This is a genomic window from uncultured Senegalimassilia sp. (assembly GCF_934630535.1).
In the GTDB taxonomy this organism is placed as follows: Bacteria; Actinomycetota; Coriobacteriia; order Coriobacteriales; family Eggerthellaceae; genus Senegalimassilia.
This window is the reverse complement of record NZ_CAKTVU010000007.1, coordinates 61,085-86,001: the sequence shown is the minus strand read 5'-3', so window position 1 is coordinate 86,001 and position 24,917 is coordinate 61,085. Positions and strand designations below refer to the sequence as shown.

24 protein-coding genes, 1 other RNA gene and 1 pseudogene are annotated in these 24,917 nt (G+C 64.0%); 11 read left to right on the top strand and 15 right to left on the bottom strand.

Going from position 1 to position 24,917, the window contains the following annotated elements:
- The first annotated feature begins 31 nt into the window (after nt 1–31).
- The 8 genes and pseudogenes from Q0D52_RS05855 (at nt 32) to Q0D52_RS05820 (ending at nt 4,353) form a co-directional block, all read left to right on the top strand.
- Nucleotides 32–502 (top strand): hypothetical protein, encoded by a 471-nt coding sequence (locus Q0D52_RS05855; protein ID WP_294380839.1) that lies wholly within the window; start codon nt 32–34, stop codon nt 500–502.
- A 34-nt stretch (nt 503–536) separates the two neighbouring features.
- Nucleotides 537–674: pseudogene (locus Q0D52_RS05850) on the top strand (DUF6273 domain-containing protein); the annotation flags it as partial.
- A gap of 195 nt (nt 675–869) precedes the next feature.
- Nucleotides 870–2,120, top strand: a complete 1,251-nt coding sequence (locus Q0D52_RS05845; RefSeq protein ID WP_294380836.1) for an RNA-directed DNA polymerase — start codon at nt 870–872, stop codon at nt 2,118–2,120.
- A complete protein-coding gene (locus tag Q0D52_RS05840; RefSeq protein WP_294380834.1) occupies nt 2,068–2,313 on the top strand; it encodes a hypothetical protein in 246 nt (81 codons plus the stop codon). Before Q0D52_RS05845 ends, Q0D52_RS05840 begins: the two co-directional genes overlap by 53 nt.
- A gap of 86 nt (nt 2,314–2,399) precedes the next feature.
- Complete coding sequence (locus Q0D52_RS05835; protein WP_294380832.1) at nt 2,400–2,816, top strand: hypothetical protein; 417 nt, start codon at nt 2,400–2,402, stop codon at nt 2,814–2,816.
- Between the two features lie 9 nt (nt 2,817–2,825).
- The gene (locus tag Q0D52_RS05830; RefSeq protein ID WP_294380830.1) at nt 2,826–3,131 is read left to right on the top strand and encodes a hypothetical protein; all 306 of its coding nucleotides are present in this window, start codon (nt 2,826–2,828) and stop codon (nt 3,129–3,131) included.
- A gap of 2 nt (nt 3,132–3,133) precedes the next feature.
- Nucleotides 3,134–4,033, top strand: coding sequence for a hypothetical protein (locus tag Q0D52_RS05825; protein WP_294380829.1), 900 nt, complete (start codon nt 3,134–3,136; stop codon nt 4,031–4,033).
- Nucleotides 4,034–4,035: 2 nt separating this feature from the next.
- Entirely contained in the window at nt 4,036–4,353 is a 318-nt protein-coding gene (locus Q0D52_RS05820; RefSeq protein ID WP_294380825.1) for a hypothetical protein, read from the top strand.
- 104 nt (nt 4,354–4,457) lie between these two features.
- Here Q0D52_RS05820 and ssrA read toward each other — a convergent pair.
- The 6 genes from ssrA to Q0D52_RS05790 form a co-directional block, all read right to left on the bottom strand.
- Nucleotides 4,458–4,827: a transfer-messenger RNA gene (gene ssrA, locus Q0D52_RS05815) on the bottom strand.
- Between the two features lie 86 nt (nt 4,828–4,913).
- Nucleotides 4,914–5,330, bottom strand: a complete 417-nt coding sequence (locus Q0D52_RS05810) for a hypothetical protein (RefSeq protein ID WP_294380821.1) — start codon at nt 5,328–5,330, stop codon at nt 4,914–4,916.
- Nucleotides 5,327–5,794, bottom strand: coding sequence for an SsrA-binding protein SmpB (smpB, locus tag Q0D52_RS05805; RefSeq protein WP_294380820.1), 468 nt, complete (start codon nt 5,792–5,794; stop codon nt 5,327–5,329). The genes Q0D52_RS05810 and smpB overlap by 4 nt, the downstream gene beginning before the upstream one ends.
- Nucleotides 5,795–5,798: 4 nt before the next feature.
- Complete coding sequence (locus Q0D52_RS05800; protein WP_294380818.1) at nt 5,799–6,926, bottom strand: M42 family metallopeptidase; 1,128 nt, start codon at nt 6,924–6,926, stop codon at nt 5,799–5,801.
- Between the two features lie 118 nt (nt 6,927–7,044).
- On the bottom strand, nt 7,045–7,503 hold the full coding sequence (locus tag Q0D52_RS05795) for a YhcH/YjgK/YiaL family protein (protein ID WP_294380816.1): 459 nt from the start codon (nt 7,501–7,503) through the stop codon (nt 7,045–7,047).
- Nucleotides 7,504–7,642: 139 nt separating this feature from the next.
- Nucleotides 7,643–8,140 carry a DUF523 domain-containing protein gene (locus tag Q0D52_RS05790; protein ID WP_294361526.1) on the bottom strand — a complete coding sequence of 166 codons (498 nt, stop codon included), beginning with the start codon at nt 8,138–8,140 and terminating at the stop codon, nt 7,643–7,645.
- Nucleotides 8,141–8,300: 160 nt separating this feature from the next.
- On the opposite strand from Q0D52_RS05790, the gene Q0D52_RS05785 reads away from it, so the two are divergent.
- Nucleotides 8,301–8,669, top strand: coding sequence for a NifB/NifX family molybdenum-iron cluster-binding protein (locus Q0D52_RS05785; protein WP_294161823.1), 369 nt, complete (start codon nt 8,301–8,303; stop codon nt 8,667–8,669).
- 123 nt (nt 8,670–8,792) lie between these two features.
- A complete protein-coding gene (locus Q0D52_RS05780; protein WP_294380815.1) occupies nt 8,793–9,380 on the top strand; it encodes an NUDIX hydrolase in 588 nt (195 codons plus the stop codon).
- Between the two features lie 54 nt (nt 9,381–9,434).
- Here the strand turns inward: Q0D52_RS05780 and Q0D52_RS05775 are convergent, their stop codons facing one another.
- Nucleotides 9,435–10,526, bottom strand: coding sequence for a carcinine hydrolase/isopenicillin-N N-acyltransferase family protein (locus Q0D52_RS05775; RefSeq protein ID WP_294380813.1), 1,092 nt, complete (start codon nt 10,524–10,526; stop codon nt 9,435–9,437).
- Between the two features lie 255 nt (nt 10,527–10,781).
- Here Q0D52_RS05775 and Q0D52_RS05770 point away from each other — a divergent pair, with 255 nt between their 5' ends.
- The gene (locus Q0D52_RS05770) at nt 10,782–14,228 is read left to right on the top strand and encodes a DEAD/DEAH box helicase (protein WP_294380811.1); all 3,447 of its coding nucleotides are present in this window, start codon (nt 10,782–10,784) and stop codon (nt 14,226–14,228) included.
- A 136-nt stretch (nt 14,229–14,364) separates the two neighbouring features.
- Here the strand turns inward: Q0D52_RS05770 and Q0D52_RS05765 are convergent, their stop codons facing one another.
- The 8 genes from Q0D52_RS05765 to Q0D52_RS05730 all read right to left on the bottom strand — a co-directional run bounded on the left by Q0D52_RS05765 (nt 14,365) and on the right by Q0D52_RS05730 (nt 24,917).
- Nucleotides 14,365–16,899, bottom strand: coding sequence for an acetyl-CoA carboxylase carboxyltransferase subunit alpha (locus Q0D52_RS05765; protein ID WP_294380809.1), 2,535 nt, complete (start codon nt 16,897–16,899; stop codon nt 14,365–14,367).
- A gap of 22 nt (nt 16,900–16,921) precedes the next feature.
- Nucleotides 16,922–17,371, bottom strand: a complete 450-nt coding sequence (gene fabZ, locus Q0D52_RS05760) for a 3-hydroxyacyl-ACP dehydratase FabZ (protein WP_294380807.1) — start codon at nt 17,369–17,371, stop codon at nt 16,922–16,924.
- Between the two features lie 65 nt (nt 17,372–17,436).
- Nucleotides 17,437–18,717, bottom strand: coding sequence for a beta-ketoacyl-ACP synthase II (gene fabF, locus Q0D52_RS05755; protein ID WP_294361532.1), 1,281 nt, complete (start codon nt 18,715–18,717; stop codon nt 17,437–17,439).
- The gene (fabG, locus tag Q0D52_RS05750) at nt 18,714–19,478 is read right to left on the bottom strand and encodes a 3-oxoacyl-[acyl-carrier-protein] reductase (protein ID WP_294361533.1); all 765 of its coding nucleotides are present in this window, start codon (nt 19,476–19,478) and stop codon (nt 18,714–18,716) included. Before fabG ends, fabF begins: the two co-directional genes overlap by 4 nt.
- Before the next feature lie 3 nt (nt 19,479–19,481).
- A complete protein-coding gene (gene fabD / locus Q0D52_RS05745; protein ID WP_294361534.1) occupies nt 19,482–20,414 on the bottom strand; it encodes an ACP S-malonyltransferase in 933 nt (310 codons plus the stop codon).
- Nucleotides 20,415–20,423: 9 nt separating this feature from the next.
- The gene (locus Q0D52_RS05740; RefSeq protein WP_294380804.1) at nt 20,424–21,386 is read right to left on the bottom strand and encodes a DUF561 domain-containing protein; all 963 of its coding nucleotides are present in this window, start codon (nt 21,384–21,386) and stop codon (nt 20,424–20,426) included.
- Nucleotides 21,387–21,605: 219 nt separating this feature from the next.
- Nucleotides 21,606–23,627, bottom strand: a complete 2,022-nt coding sequence (rnr, locus tag Q0D52_RS05735) for a ribonuclease R (protein ID WP_294380802.1) — start codon at nt 23,625–23,627, stop codon at nt 21,606–21,608.
- Nucleotides 23,628–24,917, bottom strand: a complete 1,290-nt coding sequence (locus Q0D52_RS05730; protein WP_294380801.1) for a S41 family peptidase — start codon at nt 24,915–24,917, stop codon at nt 23,628–23,630.

Here is a 24,917-nt window from a genome sequence, read left to right as displayed (position 1 = left end):
GTTTTTTCGCCAGTTTTCCCAGGAGGTGCACGTGAGCGGCGTCTACCAGCGCAACCGCGAGGTGTCCGAGTACAAGTTCTTCACGCAGGCCATCGCCATCCGCGTGGAGGTCAACAAGCTGATGGCGTCGTCCTCCGTGGTTCCGAAGGCCTACCGCCTGCTGAACGCGGTGCCGACCGTGGAGACGGCGCGCAGCATCGTGTACAACGTCAACCGCGCCGACTGCTTCTATCCCAACAGCTCGTTCAACGCGCTGGAGAGGAAACGCTACCTGACGCTGGCCATAGCGGACTGCGAGCAGCTGATGCTGGACATGCAGTGCCTCATGGATATCGGCCTGCCCGTGAACGCCAACCGCTTCGAGGCGCTGGCTGCCATGGTCGAGGAGGAGATCAAGCTGCTGAAGGGCGCGCGCAAGAACGTGCGCGTCACCGGCAAGAAGTCGACCGAGGAGCGCATAGCCGAGGCCGAGGCCGAGCTAGAGCGCCTGCGTTCGCTATAATGGGCGGCGGTCCCGTCTTGTATATCGGTACAATTGGTGGCTGCGTTCCGTCATGGGTGGCTCCTCGTCCAGCGTGTGCTATGTCAACAACAACGGCAATGCCAACTACAACTCGGCGACGAACACCTGGGTTCGCCCCCGCCCCGGATTCCCTTACTGCCAGACCGAGTAGGCCCGAGGGCCGAAAGCAGAGCGCGAAGAGGAAGGAAGGCGCGACCATCGGGCACGAGCCCGTAAATACGCACCCCGCGAGGGTGGCCGGACGCTGCTTGCATGGCGCGGCGCTCCGTGGCTTCGCCGCGTTTCATGGCCATACCTCAAGCGGCTGTCAGAGCCACATTGCAAGCCGTGCGGGGTGCCTTATCCTATGAACTCAGAGCAAAGGCGGGCGGCGCGCCGGAAGCGCCGCGAGGAGAAGCGCGCGAAAGCAAAGGCCGAGCGCGTCAAGGCGTGCACGCTCGAAACCGTGGCGGACCTCAACTGCCTGTGCATGGCCTCGAAGCAGGCGGCGCGCGGCGTGATGTGGAAGGCATCGACGCAGCGGTACATGAAGGACTACCTCCGAAACGCCGCGAAGTCCCGCCGCGACCTGCTGGAGGGCCGCGACATATGCCGGGGCTTCATCCGCTTCGACCTATGGGAGCGCGGCAAGCTGAGGCATATCAGCGCCGTGCACTTCCCCGAGCGCGTGGTGCAGAAGTCGCTGTCGCAGAATGCGCTCGTGCCCGCGATCGTACCCACCCTCATAGCCGCCAACTCCGCGAACATCAAAGGGCGCGGCACCGACTACGCCCTGAGGCTGCTCAAGCGCCACCTCGCCAACCATTGGAGGAGGAGCGGCGGCGAGGGCTACATACTGCTCGGAGACTTCTCGGATTACTTCGCGAGCATAGCGCACGCCCCCGTCAAGGAGCAGGTGGCCGCCGCGCTGCTCGACCCTCGCGTTATCGCCCTGGAGCACCGCCTGCTGGATGCCCAAGGCGAGGTCGGCCTGGGACTCGGAAGCGAGCCGAACCAGATATGCGCGGTCGCGCACCCCAACAGAATCGACCACTACGTGACCGAGATGCTGCGCCCCGAATCGTACGGCAGATACATGGACGACTTCTACCTGATTCACGAGAGCAAGGACTATCTGCAGGTGTGCCTGCTGCTCATAGAGCGCAAGTGCGCCGAGCTGGGCATCGAGCTGAACCCGCGCAAGACGCGCGTGGTGAAGCTCACGCGCGGGTTCACGTGGCTGAAGAAGCGCATCTTCTACACCGAGACCGGCCGCATAGTCATGAAGCCGTGCCGAGACTCCATCACGCGCGAGCGCCGTAAACTGAAGAAGATGGCGCGCATGGTCGCCGATGGAGTCATGACGGCCGAGCAGGCGGAGCAGAGCTACCAGAGCTGGCGGGGCGGGCTGAAACGGCTGGACGCGCACCGCACCGTGCGGACCATGGACGCCCTGTACCGCAGCCTGTTCGAAAACCTCGCGGGGGGGTTGCTCAATGCAATCCAGGCCTGGAGGCGACACGGATGGGAGCATGCCCCTACCCTAGCAACGGAAGGAGCGACCCATGACGGAACAGGAAATCGCCGGGGAGATCAACGGCTACAAACAGCAGCTTAACCAGAGCGATTACAAGGTCATGAAGGCGGTGGAGCGCATCTTCTCCGCATCGTCCATCACCGACCTGCTCTCGGCCATCTCGGCGGCGGCCAAGGAAATCGCCGAAATCATCGCGCAGCGCCAGGAATGGCGCGCCAAGATCAACGAGCTGGAGGCCATGGAGCCGGACCAGCCGGAAGCGCCGCAGGCGTAGCGGGCGCCCCTTCGGGGGCGCTTTTCTTTTGCCCGGCGACACCTCGCGGACAATCGCCCCAGCGATTCGAGGAGGTGAGAAAACGAATGACCGACGTGCTGGAAATCTTCGCGCCGTACGGCCCCGGGTCGCTTTTCGGCGCGCTGCTCGTACTGGTGGCCCTGTACTTCGGGAAGCAATATCTCGAAGAGTTCAAGGCCCAGAACGAGCGCAAGGCGAATATCGACATGAAGCGCGAGAAGCGCAAGCAGGACGAGGTGAACGAGCGCGCCCAGCGCGACCGCGAACGCTCGCAGATGGAGGGCCGCATCGCCGCCCAGATGGAGCGCAGCAACACGCTCATAGAGGGCATGAAGACGCTCATGGAGTCCGTGGTGACCTCCAACGAGGTGTTGCACGCCGACCTGGTCAACAGCCAGGCGCGCAGCCAGGGCATGGCGGCGCAGGTCGAGCACATCAGGGACCGGGTGGACCTGCTCTACGACAAGGAGACCAACAACTAGGAGGAAGAAATGACGATTATGCAAGCATTGGCGGCCGTCGTGCTGTCCATCGCCGTCCCTTGGGCGGTGCAGCTGATCAAGACCGAGGCCATGACCGGCAAGGCGGCGCGCTGCCTTGCGCTGGCGTGCTCGCTTCTGGCGGGCGTCGTGACCGGCTTCGTGGGCGGCGTGCCCGCAGACCCTGGCGCATGGGTCACGTGCGCCTTCGCCGTCATTGGCGGCGTGCAGGCGGCCTACACGCTGTTCAAGTCCGTGGGCATCACGTCCAAATGGCTCGACGCCCTGCTGGGCGTGACCGTAGGCGGGAAGGAGTAGCCATGGGCAGCGTGAACAAGATGGTTTCGTTCGTGAAGGAATGGTGTGCGGACGATTCTCACGGCTACAGCCAGAACAACCGCTGGGGACCTGACTGCGACTGCTCAAGCCTGATGTATATGGCCGCTGCGAACGCGGGTTACCGCGTCCCGACCAGCGGCACGCGGTACACCCGCACCATGGTGCGCGACTTCACGGCAGCGGGCTTCCAGGCCGTGCCGTTCGACGGCAACCTGTACGATTGCGAGCCTGGGTGCATCGCGCTCAACGAGGCCAACCACGTGGAGATGTTCACCGGGTGGGGCCAGCTCGGAGGCGCGCATATCGACGAGCACGGCGGCGTACAGGGATGCTGCCAGGGCGACCAGACCGGCAACGAGGTCTCCGTGGGCCCGGCGTACACGCCCAGCTACGGATGGGACTACATCCTGGTTCCTCCCGCAGATTCGGGCGACAGCCAGGCACAGCCGTCGGCAGAGGGCAAACCCATCGTGCCCGAGTACCGCATTTACAACCGCGAGAGCGGCTGGCTGTCGTGGATGACGGGACTCAACTGCGCGTGCCCGTGCGGCGATGACTTCGCCGGCGAGCCTGGCTGTTATGCGTACGACTTCGAGGCGCGCAACCTCGGACCGGGCGGCTGGTACAAGATTATCCGCGCAGACGGCTCCGAGTCCGTCAACGAGTCCGGCAACACGAACAGCCCCATCGTCGGCATCGAGGGCTACTACGACACGCCCGACCCCGGCACCACCGGCTACTGGAAGCTGTACTACCAGGCGCACTGGCTGGGCGCGGAGCCTGGCTGGGGCAAATGGGAGTACGACGACGAGGACGGCGGCGCGGGCAAAGACGCCGAAAGCCCCATCGACATGCTCCGCATGACCATCCGGAAGGCATAGCCATGCCGCGCCGCAGCGGCGGGGCGAGAAAGCCCGACGTCGATAGTCTGCTGCTCGCCCTGTTCGTGTTCGCCATGCTCGTCTTGGCGGCGGTAGCCGCGTGGAACTGCTTCACGCGAATGGCGGAAGCGCAGGAGGTGCGGGCCTCGCCAGCCCGCACCGACGGCCCCATATACGACCTGCCAAAAGGCATCGGCCAGGAAATCGTGTGCGACGAGCACAACCGCGAGTACCTGCTGCTGACCACCGAGCAGGGCGGCGTGTTCCTCATGCCGTACATGAGCGAGGACGGCGAGCAGGAGATCATGCCGCAGGCCTAGAACGCAAAGAAGCCGCCCCGTATGGAGCGGCTTCTTCTATTCGACGAGCAATATGAACGCCCGCCTGACGACGAACACCTGCATATGTTCGCCTACTGAACAGTTGGTGGAGGCGCGGAGAATCGAACTCCGGTCCATACTATATTATCCCTCAGGCTCTACAAGCTTATCCCGTTATCGGAATTCGGAACCTTTCGGTCAACGGGCAAACGTTGAGATTCCTAGTCGGTTCGATCTTTATCGAAGCCATACCGTCCACGTGCTTCGATGCAGTCCCCTAAAATGACGTCGCGTCCGAGCCGGGGACAACCCGGAGTTGACGTGCCAGGTGCTGATTAAGCAGCCATGGCGAGCGCCGGAGCGCTCTGAGAGTTGTTCTTGCCAATTAACTTGACGGTACCCCTGTTTAGCGTGGCGAGGAGACCACGACCTGCTCCTCAGTTCAAACATACCATGTCGAAACCAGTCGCCCCCGTATGCCGGCTTTGCAGCCGAGTCGGGACGCTGCGGTCCACCTTGTCAAAGTGCACGGCGGCAAGCCGCCGAACGGATAGATAATCTTACTTCAAAAGCGAGCGAAAGTCCAATGCGCTTTTGATGTCATCGAACGCGCCCTTGAATTCCGCCGCCATTTGCACGCCGTCCTTGAAGATGGCGTTCATGTCGTCGGTTGCCTGCTGAACGCCATCGCGCGTGATGCCCAGGCTGCCGTCATCGACGACATCGCCGTCGGCTTGCTCGTCCTCGTCGTCTTCGACATAAAGGTACTCGGCCTCTTCGCCGTCTTCCATGATGACGAAGCCGATGCGCCTGCCCTGCTCGTCTTCAAGGTAGCGCACGATATCATCATCGGAAAGCTCGAGCTCGACGACCTCAAGGTCCTCATCGGCAGCAGACGCCTTATCGGCCTGGGAATCCTCTTCCGCAGCATGCTCCGAAACCTGCTCTTCGGCCTCCAGGGCTTCCTGATCGCTCATCGACGGCTCCTTTCCTTCAACGCGCGTTCGATCTCGCGCTTCGAGTCGCGCTCGGCCATAGCGGCGCGCTTGTCGTAGTTCTTCTTGCCGCGGCACACCGCCAGCTCGACCTTCACGAGCGAGCTTTTGTTGAAGTACATCTTCAACGGCACGAGCGCCATGCCCTTCTCCTTGGTCAGTTGCTCCAGTTTGCGGATCTGGTTTTTGTGCAGCAGCAGCTTTCGCTTGCGGTCCGGATCGGGGTTCGCGATGTTGCCGAAAGCGTACGGGGGGATGTGGACGCCATGCAACCACACCTCGCCGTGGCGGATGAGCGCGAAGCAGTCGGTGAGCTGGCAATGGTTGTCGCGCAACGAACGCACCTCGGTGCCGGTCAGGGCGATACCTGCCTCGTAGGTTTCGAGAACCTCGTAATCGTGCAGCGCCTTGCGATTACGCGCGATGTCTTGGGATTGCTTTTTCATGATGCTACTCCCCCTGCGCCGCGCGGGCGGAGCAGGCATCGAGCGACACCGAACCGCAACCCGCCATGGGCACGAACGAGCCGCCGGACTCCAGATCGCGAGCGAACTGCACGAACAAGGCCACGGTTGCGTCAAGATCGTCCAGGCAGATGACCTCCGTGGGCGTATGCATATAGCGAAGCGGCACGGACACCAAGCCCGTGGGGATGCCCGCACGGCTGACCTGGATGGGCCAAGCGTCGGTGCCGGAATGACCGGGCAGCGCCTCAACCTGATACGGGATGCCCGCCGCCTTGGCGGCCTTGACAAGACGGTCGAACACCTGCGGGTTGACGTTGGGCCCACGGCCGATGACCGGGCCGCCGCCGCATTTGATGTCGCCGAACTTGGCATGGCTGATGCCCGGATAGTCGGTGGCGTGAGTGACGTCGAAGGCCACGGCCACATCGGGGCTCACGCCGAACGCCGAGGTGATAGCGCCGCGGGTGCCGATCTCCTCCTGCACCGTGCATGCGCAGGTGACATCGCCCGCGCAACCGCCGCCGACCGCCAGCTCCTCGAGCACGCGCGTGATGACCCACACGCCGCATTTGTCGTCGAAGGCGCGCGAAACGCCCATGTTCTTCCCGAAGCGCTCGAAGCCCACGCCGAACGTGATGACGTCGCCCACCTTCACCAGGCGCTTGACTTTCTTGGCGGGAAGGCCCAGGTCGATGACCAGGTCGGACAGGGGCGTGACCTTGTCGCGTTCGCCCGCCGAAATGAGGTGGATGGGTTTGCGGCCGACGACGCCGCGCAAAGGATGCTCGGCCCCGGAGGCGTGCACGTCCACGCGAAGCCCCGGCAGAATGGCTGCATCGACGCCGCCGATGGCGGCGACCGACAAAAACCCGTCATCGGAGACGTTGACCACCATCAGGCCGATCTCATCCATATGGGCGGCCAGCATAAGAGACGGAGCCTCCCCCCTGCCTTCCAGGCGAGCATGGACCGAGCCCATGACGTCGGTGGTGACCTGGTCGGCCACGCCCTCCATGCGCTCGCGCACCACGGAGGCGATGCGCTGCTCGCAGCCCGTCGGCGAAGGGGTCTCGAGCAGGCGCTTGAGATATTTGCGATCTTGTTTGTTCATTTGCTTCCTTTATCGAAGAAAGTCGGCGATTGAGCGCACAAAGGGCGCAGGAGCGGCAACGGCGAAAATCGCTGCTGCGCCTGCAGGCCGCGACGGCGACAAACGACGGCTCCCGCCGTTACGCGCGAACCTTCACGACGATCTTACGCACATGGCAGGGCTCGGAGCCGAGCGTGCAACCCGGCTTATGCGCATCCTCGGGCGCGAGGACGGCCAAGTCGCCGGCATGCAGCACCACATCCGTGCACTCCTTGGGAGCCTCGTACAGGCCGAAGTCGTTCTCCTCGTCGAAAGGCTGGCACTCGGCCAGCCCGTCGAGCTGGGCGTACTGCAAAAGCTCCTGGCCGGAAACGACGAACTGCACGTCGTAATAGCCGCGGTGCGCCTCCATCTGCTTCTCCGCAGCGGCGACGGTATCGTATTCCTGCACGTTGGCGAACACGTCGTCGCCATCGATCTCGTTGCGGCCGAGCGGCAGGGCCTCCAGGCCGTCCTGCGCGAGGAACGCATAGGCCTTGGCGAAGCGCTGGTTGAGATAGTCGTTTCCGTTCGCATGAGCAAGGTTGGTTACCAGCATGCCGATTCCTTTCATATTCACGCGGCGCGCAGGGCGCCGTCTTGTTCGTTTAGGGAAGTATACACCCCGCCGGCGGGCAAGCCGCCGCGGCAGACGGCGCCCCACGGCATGCACAAGGAGACGAGACCGCCCTTGCGGGCTAACGGCCTTGCGGTCGTGCAGGGCCGAGCGGCATATCTAGCTTATGGACCTGCGATTCATCGAGCACCGTGATGCCCGCGTCGCTAAACAGCTGCGTGGCGACGCCCCGCCCCGGCACGAGCGCGCCCGTGAAGCTTCCGTCGTAGACCAACCCGTTTCCGCATGAAGGGCTTTTCGACTTGAGCACCGCCACCCGGCAATCGGCGTCGCGCAGCTGCTCCAGGCAGCGGCTTGCGCCAAGATGGAAGGCCTGCGTGACGTCTTCCCCGTTCGCATCGACGACGCGCACCGGACAGGACCCGGCGACGATCTCGCACGGCGGGTGCGGCACGGGAAGACCGCCTGCGACTTCAGGGCAAATAGGAACGAGCTTATAGCAACGAGCAAGCCGCATAACGGCATCGGCAGGCTTCGAAGACCCGTCGTAGCGGCACGGCCTGCCCAGCAGGCAGGCGCTCACGGCGATGGCAGGCGATGTGTTCGGTGTTTTCTCCATACCGACATTATAGCGCGGGCAATCCGGTTATTCCTACCAATATGCTACTTGGAGAGTATCAAAAAACTTCGTGAACCCAACCACCGCTGTGCTAGAGTTAGCCGCAGGAGAGGCGAACGGAGCAACGGCCCCGACGCATACGTCGTAGAAAGGCGATACCATGAAAGTTGCAATCCCCAGCGAAACCGGCGAAGGCCTGACGAGCACCCGCAGCGGGCATTTCGGCCATACACCCTGGTTCACGCTCGTGACCATCGAGGACGGCCAGGTCACCGGCGTCGAGTCGGTCAAAAACGTCGATCATGACGAAGTAGGTTGCGGCGGCGTCATCGAGTTCGCGCACAACCTGGGCATCGACGCGATGATCTGCGCAGGCATGGGCCAGCCGCCGTTCATGCGCTTCACGCAATACGGCGTGGACATCTACCTTGAGCAGCAAACCCCCATGGTCGGCGATGTGGTGAACAAGTTCATCGCCGGCGATTGCGCGCGCATGGTGCTGGAAAACGCCTGCAGCCATCATCACTAGGAGGCAAGGCCCCGGTCGCAGCCGCCTTGCGGCGCGAACCAAGCCCGCACAGCTTGCTATACTGAATAAGACGTTTCAGGCCCGAGCCGCACGCCCGGGCCTTTTCAATCGCAAGGAGCAGCCGTGGGCATATTCGAAGACCTGCAAGCGTTCAAACCCGCCAACGAGCAGGAAGCCGCCGATCGCGACTTGATCTTGTCGCGCTTGAAAACGGACCCTTCGGTGTTCGACCGAACGGCAGTTGCCCACATGGCGTGCTCCATTTGGACCGTAGACCCCACGTTTACGAAGACCTTGCTGGTGTATCACAACATCTACGATTCGTGGAGCTGGATCGGCGGGCACGCGGATGGGCAGACCGATCTTGCGGCGGTTGCCCTGCGCGAGCTGGAGGAGGAAACGGGCGTGCGCAGCGCAAGCTTGGTGCCGTGCGGGCCGGGGGGCGTGCTGTCGTGCGAGGTGCTGACCGTGGACGGCCACGTCAAACGCGGGACGTACGTGAGCTCGCACCTGCATCTGAACATGACATATCTGGCGGTTGCCGACCCTGCCGAGCACGTGCGTATCAAGGCCGATGAGAACAGCGGCGTGAAGTGGGTGGAGCTCGACGATGCCGTGGCCCTGTCAAGCGAACCCTGGATTCGCGAGCGCATCTACCGCAAGCTCATCGGGAAGACGCGCGAGTTGGCACCGCGTTTCGCTACGCGGTAAACCGGCGGCAGCCGCGAAAGCTGCGGCGCGCCGCCTCAAATCGCCAAACTCCCGCTACACCATATTGCCGTGGATATCGGCATGGTGGACATCGTCCCAACGACGACGCAAGGCCACATCAGCCGTAAGGTTTCGGTTATCGAACACGATGGACCACTGCGTATTGCTGGTGACATCCTCAGGGTTCGGCGCCTGCGCAGCCGTCCTGAGCGCCTTCCATGCCGTGACCTGGGCATCTTCGCCCGCCGACGCCCCATCGAGCACCGCGGAGATGGCGTCGTAGCGCTCTCGGCCATGCCCATACGCCCCGTTCCTCTGAAAAGGCGCTACCTTATCTTGGTGCATGACGAAGAAGTTCGTGACCTGGCACGTCGGCGTGACGACGGGCAAGCGCTCGGGGTTGTCGCAATCGAACTCGACGACACGGCCATCGCCTTGCGCATCGGTGATATAGAAATGGTAATCACGCCCGCTTGTGGCGAACATGTCGTAGGAAAGCAGCAGATCGACGGCTTCCTGCGTGGTGGCGGCCCGATCGAGCACCAAACGTATGGCCATCGGCGTGGAAATGACGGGCTTGCCGGTGATGCGGGAGGTGGGCTTGCTGTCAAGCGTGAGCACCGCGCAGGAAACGCCCTTCTCGTTCACTCCATCTAAGCAGGCGAAGGGCGCCGCCAGGCACGCGAAGCGCGATTTCGTCTGCAGCGCATCGACCACGCCGAGGTTGTCGAGGGCGCAAAAGCCGATCGATTCGTAACCATCGGCGGGGGCTGTGTGCACGAGCATGGCGGAGGTATCGAACTTGAAGTCGTAGTTGCGGCCCATGAGCACGCCTTCGCTACCCGCAAGCGTGAACGCGCTGCATCCGAACTGCGGCGCCTGTATATGAACGGGAACGAGCGGGAATGCCTCGGCAAGGATGGCGTCCATGTTGCCTTGGTCGCTTCCCAGCCCGCGCTCGATGATGCGATCAAGGTCGTAACGATACGACACGTCCATGGCGTAAAGGCCATACGGCGCATCGGCGGGCGCGACCTGCCTGATCGAGGCCATGGTGGCCGCCCGCGACCCATATATGGCAGCACCTGCACCTGCGGCAACGCCGGCGGCGGCAACCGCAGCCTTCGCGATATTCCCAAGCCTCATTGACGACCCCTTTCGTCGCATACCCCGCAAAAAGCATCTTACGGACGTTTTCCCGATTATCGCACAACCGCCTTCGCGCCGCGCGGTTAAGCCCACATCGACCCCGCAAAACCCGTGAACGCAAAGCCGCCCCCGAGCGAGTTCGAATGAACGCCGATGCTCCTGGGAAACCCCGCGCATCACGACACCACGTGCTCGTTTGCGCTAAAATAAACGTTTGCGAACAATGCGTTCAAGCAAGGGGAGCCGCCAGCGATGATCACCGAAAAAGCCATAGCAAGCCAATGCAACCAGCGTTCGTTCACGCGAGGGCGCGCCATCGCGTCATCGGACAGGAACATCCTCACGAAGCAGGTGCGCTACGATGCCGAGGAGTCGGTGGTCAGCGCCTTCGTAGCATCGAGCAGCGGCTGGGACGATCGCTACCGCACCTCGGTGATCCTCGACGAGGATGCCGACGAGGTGCTCGACTACTCATGCACGTGCCCGGCGTATCGCGAGTATGCCGGCATGTGCAAGCACTGCGTGGCCCTGGCGCTGACGTTCTTGCGCCGCCCGGAGACCTTCATGGGCTACCAGGCGCAACGCACGGCGCAATCCTCCTCGTGCATCACCGAGTTCATGAAGCGCACCGAGGAGCTGCAAGCCGACGATACGCCCGCCGAAAGCGTGGTTTTGCACGCAGAGCTTTCGTATGGCTACGGGCTGTGGTCCGCCTCGTTTCGCATCAGCGGACCTTCGGGAACGCCTTACGTGGTGAAATCGCTTTCCGAATTCGCCGACCGTATGCGCTCCGGCGCCCGCCACGCATACGGCAAGAAGCTGGCGTTCACGCACGCTCCCGCCCTGTTCGAACAGCGCTCGCGCACGATCGCCCAGTTCATCGAGCGCGCCTGCTCCATGCGCGAGGCCGCCGACGATGCGCCTTTGTGGCTTCGCCGGCAAAGCGCGTCGGTCGGCCGCACCCTGCAGCTTTCCGAGGCCGAGGCCGTTGAGCTGTTCGACCTGCTCGACGGCTCCGAGTTCAGCATCACGGGCGCGGACTACGCCACGCCCACCGTGCAACGCGTGCATATCGAACACAGCGACCCGGACGTCTCGCTTTCAATGGCGCCGGCCAACGCCGGCGGCTGGTCGATCGAGCGCGGAGAGCAAATCCGTATGGCCGAGCAAGCCGGACGCCTGTATATATGGTGCGGCGGGGACACAGTGCATCGCTGCACGCCGGCGTTCGCGCGCTGCTCCGACTTCCTGCGCACGGTCTACGACAGCGACGAGCGCAACTTGTTCGTGGCAAACGACGACATGCCCCTGTTCTGCGCGGCGGCCCTGCCCGTCATCGAGGAGAACCTGCACTTGAGCGCCCCTGCCGAGCTTTCGGCTTGGCGCCCCGTGGAATGCAAGCTGGCTTTTTTCCTGGACAAGAACGGCAAGAACGTGACCATCGGCGCCCAAGCCGCGTACGGGCCGCGCCGCTTCACGCTGTGCGGGATCGTGCCCGCCGATCACAAGGATGAAAATAGCGCCTCGGGCCCCTCCCCTTTGCGCGACGCGCGCGCCGAGAGCAAAGCGAAGGCGCTGGTAGAACGTTACTTCGGAGCAGGCCAAACGCGCATCCCCATGAGCAACGAGGAAGCGGTGGCCAACCTTATCTTCACCGGCCTGGGCCAGCTGCGCGAAGCCGGCGAGGTGTACACCACGCCGGCCTTCGACCGCCTGATCAAAGATGGGAAGCCGCGCCTGAGCATGGGCGTGTCGCTGTCGGGCAACCTTATCAACCTCACCGTCGACGCCGGCGACCTTGACCCTGACGAGCTTGCGGCAATGCTTGGAAGCTATCGGAAGAAGAAACGCTACCATCGCCTGCGCGACGGCGCGTTCGTGGACCTCTCCGATTTCGAGCTCGCCCAGCTTGATCGCCTGGCATCCGACCTGGGCATCACGCAAAAGGAGCTTGCCACGGGAGAGGTGGAGCTGCCGTCGTTCCGCGCGTTCTACCTTGATGAGGAAGCCGACCTTGACCGCGACCGAAGCTTCACGCAGTACCTGAGCGATTTCCGCGCAATCGACGAGCGGGCATACCAGGTGCCCGAAGGATTGAATGCAACGCTGCGTCCCTACCAGGCCGAAGGCCTGCGATGGCTATCCGCCCGCCTGGATGCGGGGTTCGGCGGGGTGCTTGCCGACGAGATGGGCTTGGGCAAATCGGTCCAGCTCATCAGCTTGCTGGTGGCCCGCGCCGATCAAGCCCGCGAAGTCGGCCCGAGCCTGATCGTGTGCCCATCTTCGCTCGTGTACAACTGGATGGCCGAGTTCGAGCGCTTCGCACCCGGCCTGAACGTGACGGCCGTAGTGGGCAGCGCCTCCGAGCGCAAGGTGATCCGCGGCCACGCTTTCGCGCCGTATGACGCAAACCTGGTTTCCAAACGGCAAGGCGATGCGACCGCATCGCCTGACGGCGCGGAAGCGGCTTCGTGCAACGTCGATGCCCGCGCAAGGGAAGCAGCTTTGCAAAACGGAGAGGCAGCCGCGGCAACGAAACCCGTCAACGCAACCGGTAACCGACCTGCACCGGTCGACGTGCTCATCACCTCCTACGACCTGGCGCGCATCGATTCGGCCGATTACGCCGGACGGGAGCTGTTCATCTGCGCCCTTGACGAGGCCCAATACATCAAAAACCCCGCAACGCTGACCACCCGCGCGGTGAAGCGCCTATCGGCGCGCCATCGGTTCGCGCTGACCGGCACGCCCATGGAGAACCGCCTGTCGGAGCTGTGGAGCATCTTCGACTTCCTGATGCCCGGCCTTTTAGGGCCGTATGCGCGCTTCCGCGAACGCTTCGAACTGCCCATCGTGGGCGGCGAGGAAGAGGTGGCGGCCCGCCTGAGCGCCGTCGTTGGGCCGTTTATGCTCAGGCGCCGCAAAGCCGACGTGCTCACCGACCTGCCCGACAAGCTGGAAAGCGTGGTGTACGCGCCCATGGAGGGCCAGCAGCTCAAGCTTTACCGCGCCCACGAGCAGCGCCTGCGCGAGGAACTGACCCGCCAGCGCCGCGAGCGCAAGCAGCGCCAGGCGAAACGGGATGCGGGCGAGCACGTTTCCAGCGTGGAGGTGCTTGCCGAGCTCATGCAGCTGCGGCAGCTGTGCTGCGACCCGCGCCTGCTGTTCGAGGATTATCGCGGCCACGGAGCGAAGCTCGATACCATCATGGAATTGGTGGCAAGCGCCATGGAAGGCGGCGAGAAGACGCTCATCTTCAGCCAGTTCACCAGCTTCTTGGACCTGATCGCGCAGCGCCTCGATGAAGCGGGCATCGCCTTCTACACCATCACGGGCAAAACGCCGAAGAAAGACCGCGTGGAGCTGGTGAACGAGTTCAACGGCAACGACGTCCCCGTGTTCCTGGTATCGCTCAAGGCCGGCGGCACGGGCCTGAACCTTACGGGCGCAAGCGTGGTCATCCACGCCGATCCCTGGTGGAACGCCGCGGCGCAGCAGCAGGCCACCGACCGCGCGCACCGCATCGGGCAGACACGCGTCGTAAGCGTGCAGAAGGTCATAGCGAAGGACACCATCGAGGAGCGCATCCTGCACCTGCAGGAGGAGAAGAGCAAGCTGGCCGACCAGGTTATCGGCTCGAGCGGCATCTCGCTTGCAAGCTTGAGCGCCGACGAGCTGATTGACCTGCTGGAGGGGTGATCGCTTCCCCATGCAAAGAAGGGCCGGGCTCCAAGCCGCGCCCGCTGCCGAACCTTCGCTTTCGGTCCAGCAGCGGCACACGGTTCGAAACCCGGCCCTTTCGTTTTCCCACGGCAGCGCGTACGACGCGCAATGCTTAGAACTTGCGGAAGCGTTCGTAGCGCTGGGAAAGCAGCTCCTGCTCGCTCATGCCGCACAGCTCGTCGAGCGCCGCCTGCACATAGTCGCGCACGTTGCGCTCGGCGATCAGGGGGTTCTCATGCGCCGGCGCAGGGCCCTCGGGGACCACGGCGTCGATGATGCCGAGCTCCAAGGACTCGTGCGCGCTCATCTTCATGACCGCGGCCGCCTCGGGGGCACGCGTCCTATCCTTCCACAGGATGGAGGCGAACCCTTCGGGCGATAGCACCGAGTACACCGCATGCTCCTGCATGGCCACCCTGTTGGCGACGGCGAGCGCCAAGGCGCCGCCCGATCCGCCTTCGCCCAAAAGCACGGTGACCACGGGAACCTTCAAGCCCGCCATGGCGACCAGGTTGTCGGCGATGGCGTTGCCCTGCCCGCGCTCCTCGGCCTCCATGCCGCAGTACGCGCCCTGGGTGTCCACCAAACACACGATGGGGCGGCGGAACTTCTCAGCCTGGCGCATGAGGCGAAGCGCCTTGCGATAACCCTCGGGCTGGGGACATCCGAAATTGCGGCGGATGCGCTCCTTGAGGTTCTCGCCCTTCTCCTGCCCGATGACCGTGACCGCGCGTCCGCCGATCCAGCCGATGCCGCCGATGATCGCGGCATCATCGGCGAAGCCGCGATCGCCGTGCAGCTCGACGAAGCCGTCGACGAAGCTGCGGATGTAGGAGATGGCCGTGGGCCTGTGCACGTTGCGGGCAAGCTGCACGCTCTGCCACGCACGGTTTTCCTGGTCCGCCTTCGAGGCATCGCCGCCGGCTGGAGCCACGCACGCGCCCACCTCCAAGGACGTGCCCGCTTCGGCATCGAACGTGCCGGCGGCGATGGCGCGCTCGACCCGTCGAGATGCGCCCCCGCGCAGGCTTTCGGGGATGAGCGACGACGGGATGACCTCGCGCAGCTTCTCCCATACCGCCGTCTCCTCAACGCTCATGGGCTCGGGGCGCAGGTCCGCATAGGTGACGGTGTTGTACGTTGCCGTGCCGTTTTCCAGGTTGTCGCAAACCGCACGGTAGCTGACGAGCACATCGTGGTCGCCGGCGTTGTGGGCGCAGCCAGTCGCCTGCCCAGCAGTGGAAAGGTGCATCGCCAGGATATGCGCGAGCGTGGCGCGCAGGTCCTGACGCGACACGATGGCGTCGATCAAACCGTGCTCGAGCGCGAATTCCGCGGTTTGGAACCCTTCGGGGAGCTCTTGGCGGATGGTGTCGCGGATAACACGCTGCCCGGCGAAGCCGATGAGCGCATGGGGCTCGGCCAAGATGATGTCGCCGTCCATGGCGAACGACGCGGTCACGCCACCGGTAGTGGGATCGGTAATCACCGAGATATAGGGCAGATGCGCCGCGGCATGGCGTTCGATGGCGCACGAGGTCTTCGCCATCTGCATGAGCGAGACGAGGCCCTCCTGCATGCGCGCGCCGCCCGATGCGGTGAAGATGATCACCGGCAGATGCTCGGCGGTGGCGCGCTCGAACAGGCGCGTGACCTTCTCCCCCACAACGCTACCCATGGACCCCATGAAGAACGTGGACTCCATGATGCCGATAGCGCACTTCAGGCCGGCGATGGCGCCCTGGCCGGTGCGCACGCCCTCCTCGAGGCCGGTTTTCGCACGCTGGGCCTCAAGCTTGCCCAAATAGCCGGGAAACTCCAGGGGGTCGGTTTGGTCGACGACGCGGTCCCATTCCTGGAACGTGCCCGTGTCGAGCAGGTCGTTGATGCGCTCGTCGGAGGACATGCGCAGATACCCCCCGCACGAAGGACATACGTAATGGCCGGCGGCCAGGCTTGCGCTATCGAAAGCGAGCTTGCAGTGCTTGCAGGTACGCCACGCGCCGCAAACCTCGTCGGTTTTATCGGTGGCGCACAGCACCCAGCCAAGCTGCGGGGAATCGCCAAGCTGCGTGAACACGCGGCGACCGGCCGCTGCCGCACGGGCAAGGAACGCATCCACGCCCGCGAGCACCTGGGCATCCTCGGTCAGCAAAATGACCTGGGCACCCGTTTCCTCGGCCGCTTTCAACACGGCGTAGGCGTTCGAGTACAGCGCATCGTCGTGCTTCTCGCCAAGACTCGCCTTCGCATCCGCAGCGCGCAGATACGCCTCGCCGCGCTTGTCGTCGGTGCAGGTGACGCACGCGACCATGCCGGCATCCTGCACCGCCATGATGGTGCGCTTCGCAGCCTTGCCGCGAGCCACCACGAGGGCCACCGGCGCGAACGGGGACGCAGCGGCATCGCCTAAGGGCGCCTGGGCATCCTGCGAAGCGACGCCGGTATATGCCGACATATCCGCGGCATCAACCGCATTAGGAGCGGGTCGGTCGGCGGTCATGCGCTCGTACTCCTCTTCCGCGATGCGAGAGAGGCGGTACGCCACGTCGGCGCCATCGGCAACGCTTTCCCGGCCTTCACCAGAAGCGGTGACGAACGCGCCCGAGCCGTCGAAAGAAATGTAATCCTGCTTGAATAGCTTCATGTCAAACCCTTCGACCAAACCCCTAAGCGGACTTGGCCATAACGTATTTCTGCGTCGCCGTGGCGGCCACCTGATCGCCGACGAGCGCCTGCACCTCGGCGACCACCATGCGCGAGGAGTTCTTCACGATGTCCGCCTTGAGCGTGAGCACGTCGCCGGGCTGCACCTGATGGCGGAACTTCGCCTTGTCGATGCCGGCGAAAAAGCCCAGCACGCCGGGCTCGTCGCGGCCGACGAGCGCGCAAAACGAGGCTGCCTGCGCGAGCGCCTCCATGATGATGACGCCCGGCAGCACCGGATGCCCGGGGAAATGGCCGGCGAACAGGGGCAGCTCGGAATCGACGTCGAGCTCGGCGATGATGCTGCACCCGGGATCGCATTCGAGCACGCGGCTGACCCACACGAACGGGTCGCGATGCGGCAGCACGCGCTCGATGACGTCGCGGCCGCAGGGATATTGGATGGTTTCCATTGCTAGATCCTTCGAATGGGGCGCCGAGGCGCCCGCTGGGTAGAAGAGGTTATGCGACGGATGCCCTAGCAGGGCGAGATGGCGAGCACGGCGTTGTGACCGCCGAAGCCGAGCGAGTTGGACAGCGCGACCTTCTGCGGATAGCCCGTCTTGGCCTCGGTGAGCACGTTGACAGGGCAATCGGGGTCGGGCTGCGCGAAGCCCGTGGTGGGCGGCACGCACTCGTTGGCCACGGAGAGCGCCGTGACGATGGCCTCGACCGCGCCTGCGGCCCCGAGCGTATGCCCCGTGGAGCCCTTCACAGACACCACCGGCACCTTGCGGCCCGCCTCTTCGCCGCACAGCGCAAGCAGCGCATGCGACTCGGTGGAGTCGTTGGCCGGCGTTGCGGTGCCGTGGGCGTTGACGTGGCCAAGGTCCGCGGGCGTGAAGCCGCCTTCGGACAGCGCCTGGAGCATAGCGCGCTGGATGCCCTCGCCCGAAGGCTCGGGCGCGGTCATGTGGTAGGCATCGCCGGTGGAACCGAAGCCGGTGATCTCGGCCAGGGGCTTCGCACCGCGCGCCAGGGCGTGCTCGAGGGATTCGAGCACCACGGCGCCGGCGCCTTCGCCCGCCACGAAACCGCAACGGCGCTCATCGAAGGGCAGCGAGGCCTGGGTGGGGTCGTCCACCTTTGCAAGCGCGCCCAAATTGGCGAAACCGGCGATGCAGATGGGGTTGACCGACTCCTCCGAGCCGCCCGCAAGCGCCATATCCGCATACCCGTGACGGATAGAGCGCACGGCGGCCCCGATGTTGTGGGCCCCCGTGGCGCATGCGGTGGTCACGTCAATGCATTCGCCGCGCATGCCGTAGCGGATGGCCAAATGACCCGCGGCAATGTTGCCGATCATGGTGGGCACGAACAGCGGGCTCACGCGCTTGGGGCCCTTATCGTGCAGCGTGTAGAAGCCGTTTTGCAGCTCGTCGATGCCGCCGATGCCCGCGCCGAAGATGACGGCCGCGCGCGTGGGGTCTTCCTGCTCCATGTCGATGCCGGACTGGGCCATGGCCTCGTCGGCCGCCACGATGGCATACTGGACGAAGCGCTCGAAACGGCGCGCCTCCTTCTTGGACAACCCGTGCTCGGTCGGGTCGAAATCATGCACCTCGCCCGCTACATGCACATCGAAATCATCGTGATCGAAGTGCGAAATGGTGCCAATGCAGCAACGCTTGCCCATGACCGCATCCCACAGCGCATCCACGCCGACGCCGGCGGGCGTGACCGCGCCCATGCCGGTGATGACGACGCGGTGGGTGCCGTCGGGACGACGCGTTGCGGACGTATCGATTACCTGACTCATAGTGCCAAACCTCCATCGATGCAGATGACCTGCCCGGTAATGTAGCCGGATTGCTCGCTTGCCAGAAAGCCCACCAGATGGGCCACGTCGTCCACCGTGCCGAAGCGCTTCATGGGGATCTGCTCGCCGATGGCGTCGCGCTGCTTCTCGGACAGGGCGTCGGTCATGTCGGTGGAGATGAAGCCGGGTGCGACGGCGTTTGCCGTGACGCCGCGGGCGGCAAGCTCGCGGGCGATGGTCTTCGTCAGGCCGATGACGCCGGCCTTCGATGCCGCATAGTTCGCCTGGCCGGCGTTGCCGCCGACGCCGGAGATGGACGACATGTTCACGATGCGCCCGTAGCGCTGCTTCATCATGATCTTGCCGGCGGCGCGGCAGATATGGAACGTGCCCTTGAGGTTCACGTCGATGACGCGGTCGAAATCGTCGTCTTTCATGCGCACCATAAGGCCGTCGCGCGTGATGCCGGCGTTGTTGACCACGGCATCCAGGCGGCCGAAGGCCTCGTGCGCCTGCTCGACCAGGGCGTTCGCCTCGGTCTCATCGGCGACGCTTGCGGCGATGGCCTCCACTTGCACGCCGTATTCGCCGGCGATACGGCCGGCATGCTCCCTCAGCGCGGCAAGGCCCGCTTCGCTCGAGCAGTTCAGGGCCACGTTAAAGCCGGCGGCCGCCAGCTGCTCGGCAACCGCAAGGCCGATACCGCGCGAGCTGCCGGTGATAAGCGCCGCGCGGCGGATGGTATCTTGAGATTCGCTCATATGCTATTCCTTATCCTCGGCGTATTCGGAAACGAAGGCATCGAAGGACGCCGCATCCTGGATGCACGGGCGGGCCGCTTTGCGGTCGATGCGCTTGATCAGGTTCGACAGCACCCCGCCGAAGCCCACCTCGGCGAACACGGCAGCGCCCTGATCGGCCAGGGCCTGCACGCTTTGGTCGAAGCGCACCGGATGGGTCAGATGCTCGACCAAGCGGCGTCGGGCATCCTCGGCGGAAAGCGGCCGCGCGTCGACGTTGCAGATAAGCGGCACGCAAGGCTGCTTGAAGTTCACCTTCGCCAGATACGCGTCAAGCTCATCGGCGGCCGGCTGCATAAGCGGGCTGTGGAACGCGCCGGAGGTGGCCAGGCGCGCATACCGCTTGCCCGCCGCCTCCCAGGCGGCTTCGGCGCGCTCGACGGCGGCCAGCTCTCCCGAGATAACGATCTGACCGGGGCAATTGAAGTTCGCGGGGACGAGCACTTGGCCCTGCCCGCACTCCTCGCACAGCTGCGTGACGGATTCCTCATCGGCCTTGAGCAGCGCGCTCATCACGCCCGGCCGCTCGGCAGCAGCCTGCGCCATAAGGCGGGCGCGCTCGGCAACGAACGAGAACGTTTCCTCACAGGTGAGCATGCCCGAAACCGCCAAGGCGCTGACCTGCCCCAACGAGAACCCGAGCACGGCCTGCGGCTGCACGCCGCGAGCCTGCAGGGCCGAGGCGATGCCCACGGACAGCGCACAGGTTGCCGGCTGCGCATACCGGGTGTCGTTGAGCTTCTCGGCAGGTGCGTTGACCATAAGGTCCGCCACGTCATAGCCGAGCACGTCGGAGGCGCAGTCGAGCACCGCCTTGACCTCGGGAACGCCGAACAGGCTCTCGCCCATGCCGGGTTTTTGGGCGCCTTGGCCCGAGAACATGAATACCGGGTTCATGCCAACCCCCTACCCGCGCACCGCGTTGGCGTCGGCGGCCTGCTGAAGGCTGCGAGCGCCGACGACCTGCGCCTGCGCCATCAGCTCGTCGATGACCTCCTGCGTGGTTTTGCGCTCATGCACAAGGGCGGCCACCTGGCCCGCCATCATGGAGCCGTTGTCCACATCGCCCTCGACGGCACGGCGCAGGCTTCCCACGTACATGGCCTCGAGCTCGTCGCCGTTCTTGGTCAGATCGGCCTCCAGCTTGCGCACGTTGCGGGAGAACTTGTTCTTCAAGCAGCGAACCGGATGCCCGCTGCCGCGTCCCGTGACGATGGTGTCGGAGTCCTTGGCCGCCAGAACGCGCTCTTTGTAGGCGTCGGAGACGGTGCATTCCTCAACGGTGAGGAAACGCGTGCCCATCTGCACGCCCTCGGCGCCCAACGCGAACGCAGCCGCCACGCCGCGCCCATCGGCGATGCCGCCGGCGGCGATGACGGGAATGGAAACGGTATCGCACACGGCAGGTACGAGCGCCATGGTGGTAAGCTCGCCCACATGCCCGCCGCTTTCGGTGCCCTCGGCAACGACGGCGTCGGCGCCCAGGCGCTCCATGCGCTTGGCAAGCGCGGTGGTGGCGACGACGGGGATAACTTTGATACCGGCCTCTTTCCACATGTCCATATAGTTGGCAGGGCTGCCGGCGCCGGTGGTGACCACGTCGATCTTCAGGTCGACGAGCAGCCGGGCAAGCTCGGCGGCGTTAGGGTCCATGAGCATGACGTTGGCGCCGATGGGTTTATCGGTGATCTTGCGGGCAGCCGAAACCTGCTGCTCCACCCATTCAAGCGGCGCGCCGCCGCACGCGATGATGCCCAGGCCGCCGGCGGCGCTGACGGCGCCAGCCAAACTTGCATCGGCGATGCGCGCCATGGCACCCTGGATGATGGGCTTTTCGATGCCCAAAAGCTCAGTGATACGGGTATTCATATACCTAGATCCTATTCACGAAATCAACTTCGAACACGCCTGGCAAGGCGAGAACAACGTACCCGAGAATGTTAGTGCAAGCGGTTGGGTTTTCAAGGCAAACGGAATCTCGTTCACGTTTTCTTCGGCCGAAAAAACAACATCCCACGCTTGTGACGTGGGACTTTGCGATTAATATGTTTCACCTGCGCAGCGTTTCGGCCCGTGATCTGAACTTGTTCAAGCCAGGCGGAAGTCAAGTCGGCCGGCGCGGGCGTCCGCAGCCTCCAGGACCACATCCACGCGCTGACCCAATCGGAACACGCGCCCGCTATCCTGACCGACCAGCATGCACCCCGCCGCATCGAGGGCGAAGTATTCGCCGCCTAGATACCTGGCGGCAACCAAACCCTCTGCGGTGTTGTCAAGCTTCACGTACATGCCGTACGCGGCAACCCCTGACACCACCGCCGTGAAGCCCTGCCCGACGAAACGGGCCATGTACTCGATAAGCTTGAGCTCCTGAGACTTGCGCGCCGCCTTTTCCGCAACGCGCTCCATATCCGAGGAATGCTCCGCGATCCAGGGCAAGGCCGCCACCTCCTGTTCGAAGCGCTGCGGACGACGCGTGAGCTGCGCGCGCAGCATGCGATGCACCACCAGATCGGGATATCGGCGAATGGGGCTGGTGAAGTGCGCATACGCCGCGCTTGCCAGGCCGTAGTGCCCTTCGCACTCGGGCTTGTAGCAGGCCCGCTTCATGGCGCGCAGAACCAAGGCCTGCACAAGGTCGGCCTCAAGCCGCCCCCGGCTTTCCGAGAGCACCTGCTGCACAACGTGCGCGTCGCCGGCCACGAAGCGTTCGGGGCTGATGCGGTCGAACCAGCTGAACTCCGAAAGCACGGGAAGCAATGCGGCAAGGCTGTCGGGCGAAGGCTTTTCATGCACGCGATAGAGCGCAGGGAAATCACGCTCGTGCAGATGAGCCGCCACCACCTCGTTAGCCAAGATCATAGCCTCCTCGACCAAGCTGGTCGCCTGGTTTTTGACGCGAAGGTCCACCCCGGTGGGCTTGCCCTGCCCATCGAGGACCACGCGGGCTTCGGGAAACTCGAAATCCAAGCCGCCGGCAGCTTGCCTGCGCGCGATGCGCGCCTGAGCGAAATCGCTTAGGCTTCGGGCGCGCTGCATGATGGCATCATCGATGCCCTGACCGGCCATGCAGCCTTTCAAGCCGTCGAGCGTGCCGGAAGCGCCGAGCGGCGCGCCCTGCAGGGCATCGAGCACCTGGTCGTACGTAAGGCGCGCACAGGAACGCATGAGCGCCGGATACAGGTCGTAACCTACGGGTTTCCAGTCCTCATCAAGATATACATCGCATGTCATGCACCTGCGGGTTTCGCCGGGATTGAGCGAGCACAGCCCGTTGGAAAGCTGCTCGGGCAGCATGGGGATGACGCGATCGACCAGGTAAACGCTGGTGGCGCGGCGGCGCGCATCAAGGTCAAGCAAGCTGTTCCATCCCACGTAATGCGAAACGTCGGCGATATGGATGCCCAAACGCCATACGGCGCCGTGCTTAATGAAGTCATCCGCCGGCTCCAAGGAAAGGGCGTCGTCGAAATCCCGCGCATCGGCCGGGTCGATGGTGAACACCATGCGATCGCGGATATCCCGATAACCGGCCGCAAGGGCGCCCACTTCATCGAGGACCGCCGCTTGCGCTTCGGCCAAGGCGCCTTCCGAGAACGCAGTCTCAAGCTTAGCGCGCGCGATGATGGACTCCACTGAGACGGTGGCCTCGTCAGCCATGCCGAGCACTTCCTCGATGACGCCGCACGCCGCCTCGTGGCGTGACGGATACGCCGTCATGCGGACGCGCACAAGCGCCCCATCCGGGATATCGGGGGAATCGGCGCGCATGGTGAAGATGTCGTAAGGGATGTTGCGGTCTTCGGGGACCACCACGCCGAAAGGCTCGGCGACCTCATAGCGTCCCACAACGGTATCGTGCGCTCGGTCGATGACGCGCAGCACGCGCGCAGCAGGCCGATCGGAGTGGGACCCGCCGGAAGCCCCGCGCGCGGGAAGCGGCGCCACTTCCACGAGGTCGCCATCAAACGCCCCCGCCATCTTCGATTCCGGGATGAAGTACTCCCCTTCCGCCGTCCTGACGAAACCGAACGATCCCGCATGGACCACCAGTACGCCGCTAGGATTTGGTCGCGGGCGACGCCGCGTGTGCTTGCGCGTACGACCCATCTACTCACGCACCATGGATTGCGCGGTTTCCATGGCCAACGACTTTTGGTTGTCGTCATCATCGGAGCGGCCGATGGAGATATCGGGGTTGATGCCCAAGCCGTCGATGTCGTGGTCGAGCGGGCTTTTGTAGTACGCAGCGGTATAACGCAACGCGCCGCCGAACGTAAGCTCATGGGTAACCTGCACGGAGCCCTTGCCAAGCGTGGTAGTGCCCACAATGGTTGCGCGCTCGTTGTCCTTCAACGAAGCGGCAATGACCTCGGCCGAGGACGAGGTGTTCCCGTTGACCAGCACGACAAGCGGCTTATCGGTAAGGAATTCGCCCGTTGCGTTTTTCGTGGTCTCATCCGTGCTTTTCGTGGTGATGCGTACGATGGTTCCGCTTTTGATGAAGTAGCTGGAAATGTCCACGGCCTGCGTCAGGTAACCTCCCGGGTTGTCGCGCAAGTCCAAAACGAAGGATTGCGCGCCCTTCGAATCCAGATCGACGATAGCCTGCCGCACAAGCTGAGCGGAGTTCTGCGTGATCTGCTTGAGCTGGATATAGCCGACGTTGTTGGTGAGCTCGGTGGTGACGTTTTTCACCGTTTGATCGGTAACGGTGAGCGTGGTGGTGAACTCGGTGCCCTTAGTGTCGTCAAGGGAAGAGCCGCGCCTCCAGGTGATGACCACCTGCGAGCCCTGGTCGCGTTTGAGGGCCTGGGTGACCTCGGAAGCGGTCCAGGCGTGGCTGCGATCGCCGTCGATGGAAACCACGACGTCGTTAGCCTGCACGTCGGCCATCTGGGCAGGAGAGCCCTCGAACACGTCCACCGCATAGGCGTTGCCGTTATACTCGTTGAACAGCACGCCGATACCGCCACCGTTATCGGCGGCATCAGAGGTGGAGGATGAAGCAGCGAAACGGCTGGCATCGTAATAGCGCAGATACGGATCCTGCGTGGAAACGGCGAACGCATCGAGCATCTTGGTGGTGGCGGTGTCAAGATCATAAGAATCAAGGCTGTCCTTGTTCACGATGGTCTCAACCTCGCCCACGCGAGCCGAAAGCGAGTTGTAGGTTTGCTGCGTTTGCGCGGCCTTCGCCTTCGCATCCTGGGTGCCGGTGAGCTGCGTGAGGCCCAAGGCGTCGAGCAGCTCCACGTCTCCGCGAACGGCGAAGCCGCCGACAAATGCGGCGGCTACGACGATGATCAAGCTGAACAGCTTCGCAAGCTTTATGTTGCGGGCCCGCGCCTTGCGCGCGGACGCCGCCATGTTGGCAAGTTTATCGGTATGCCTTGGCAT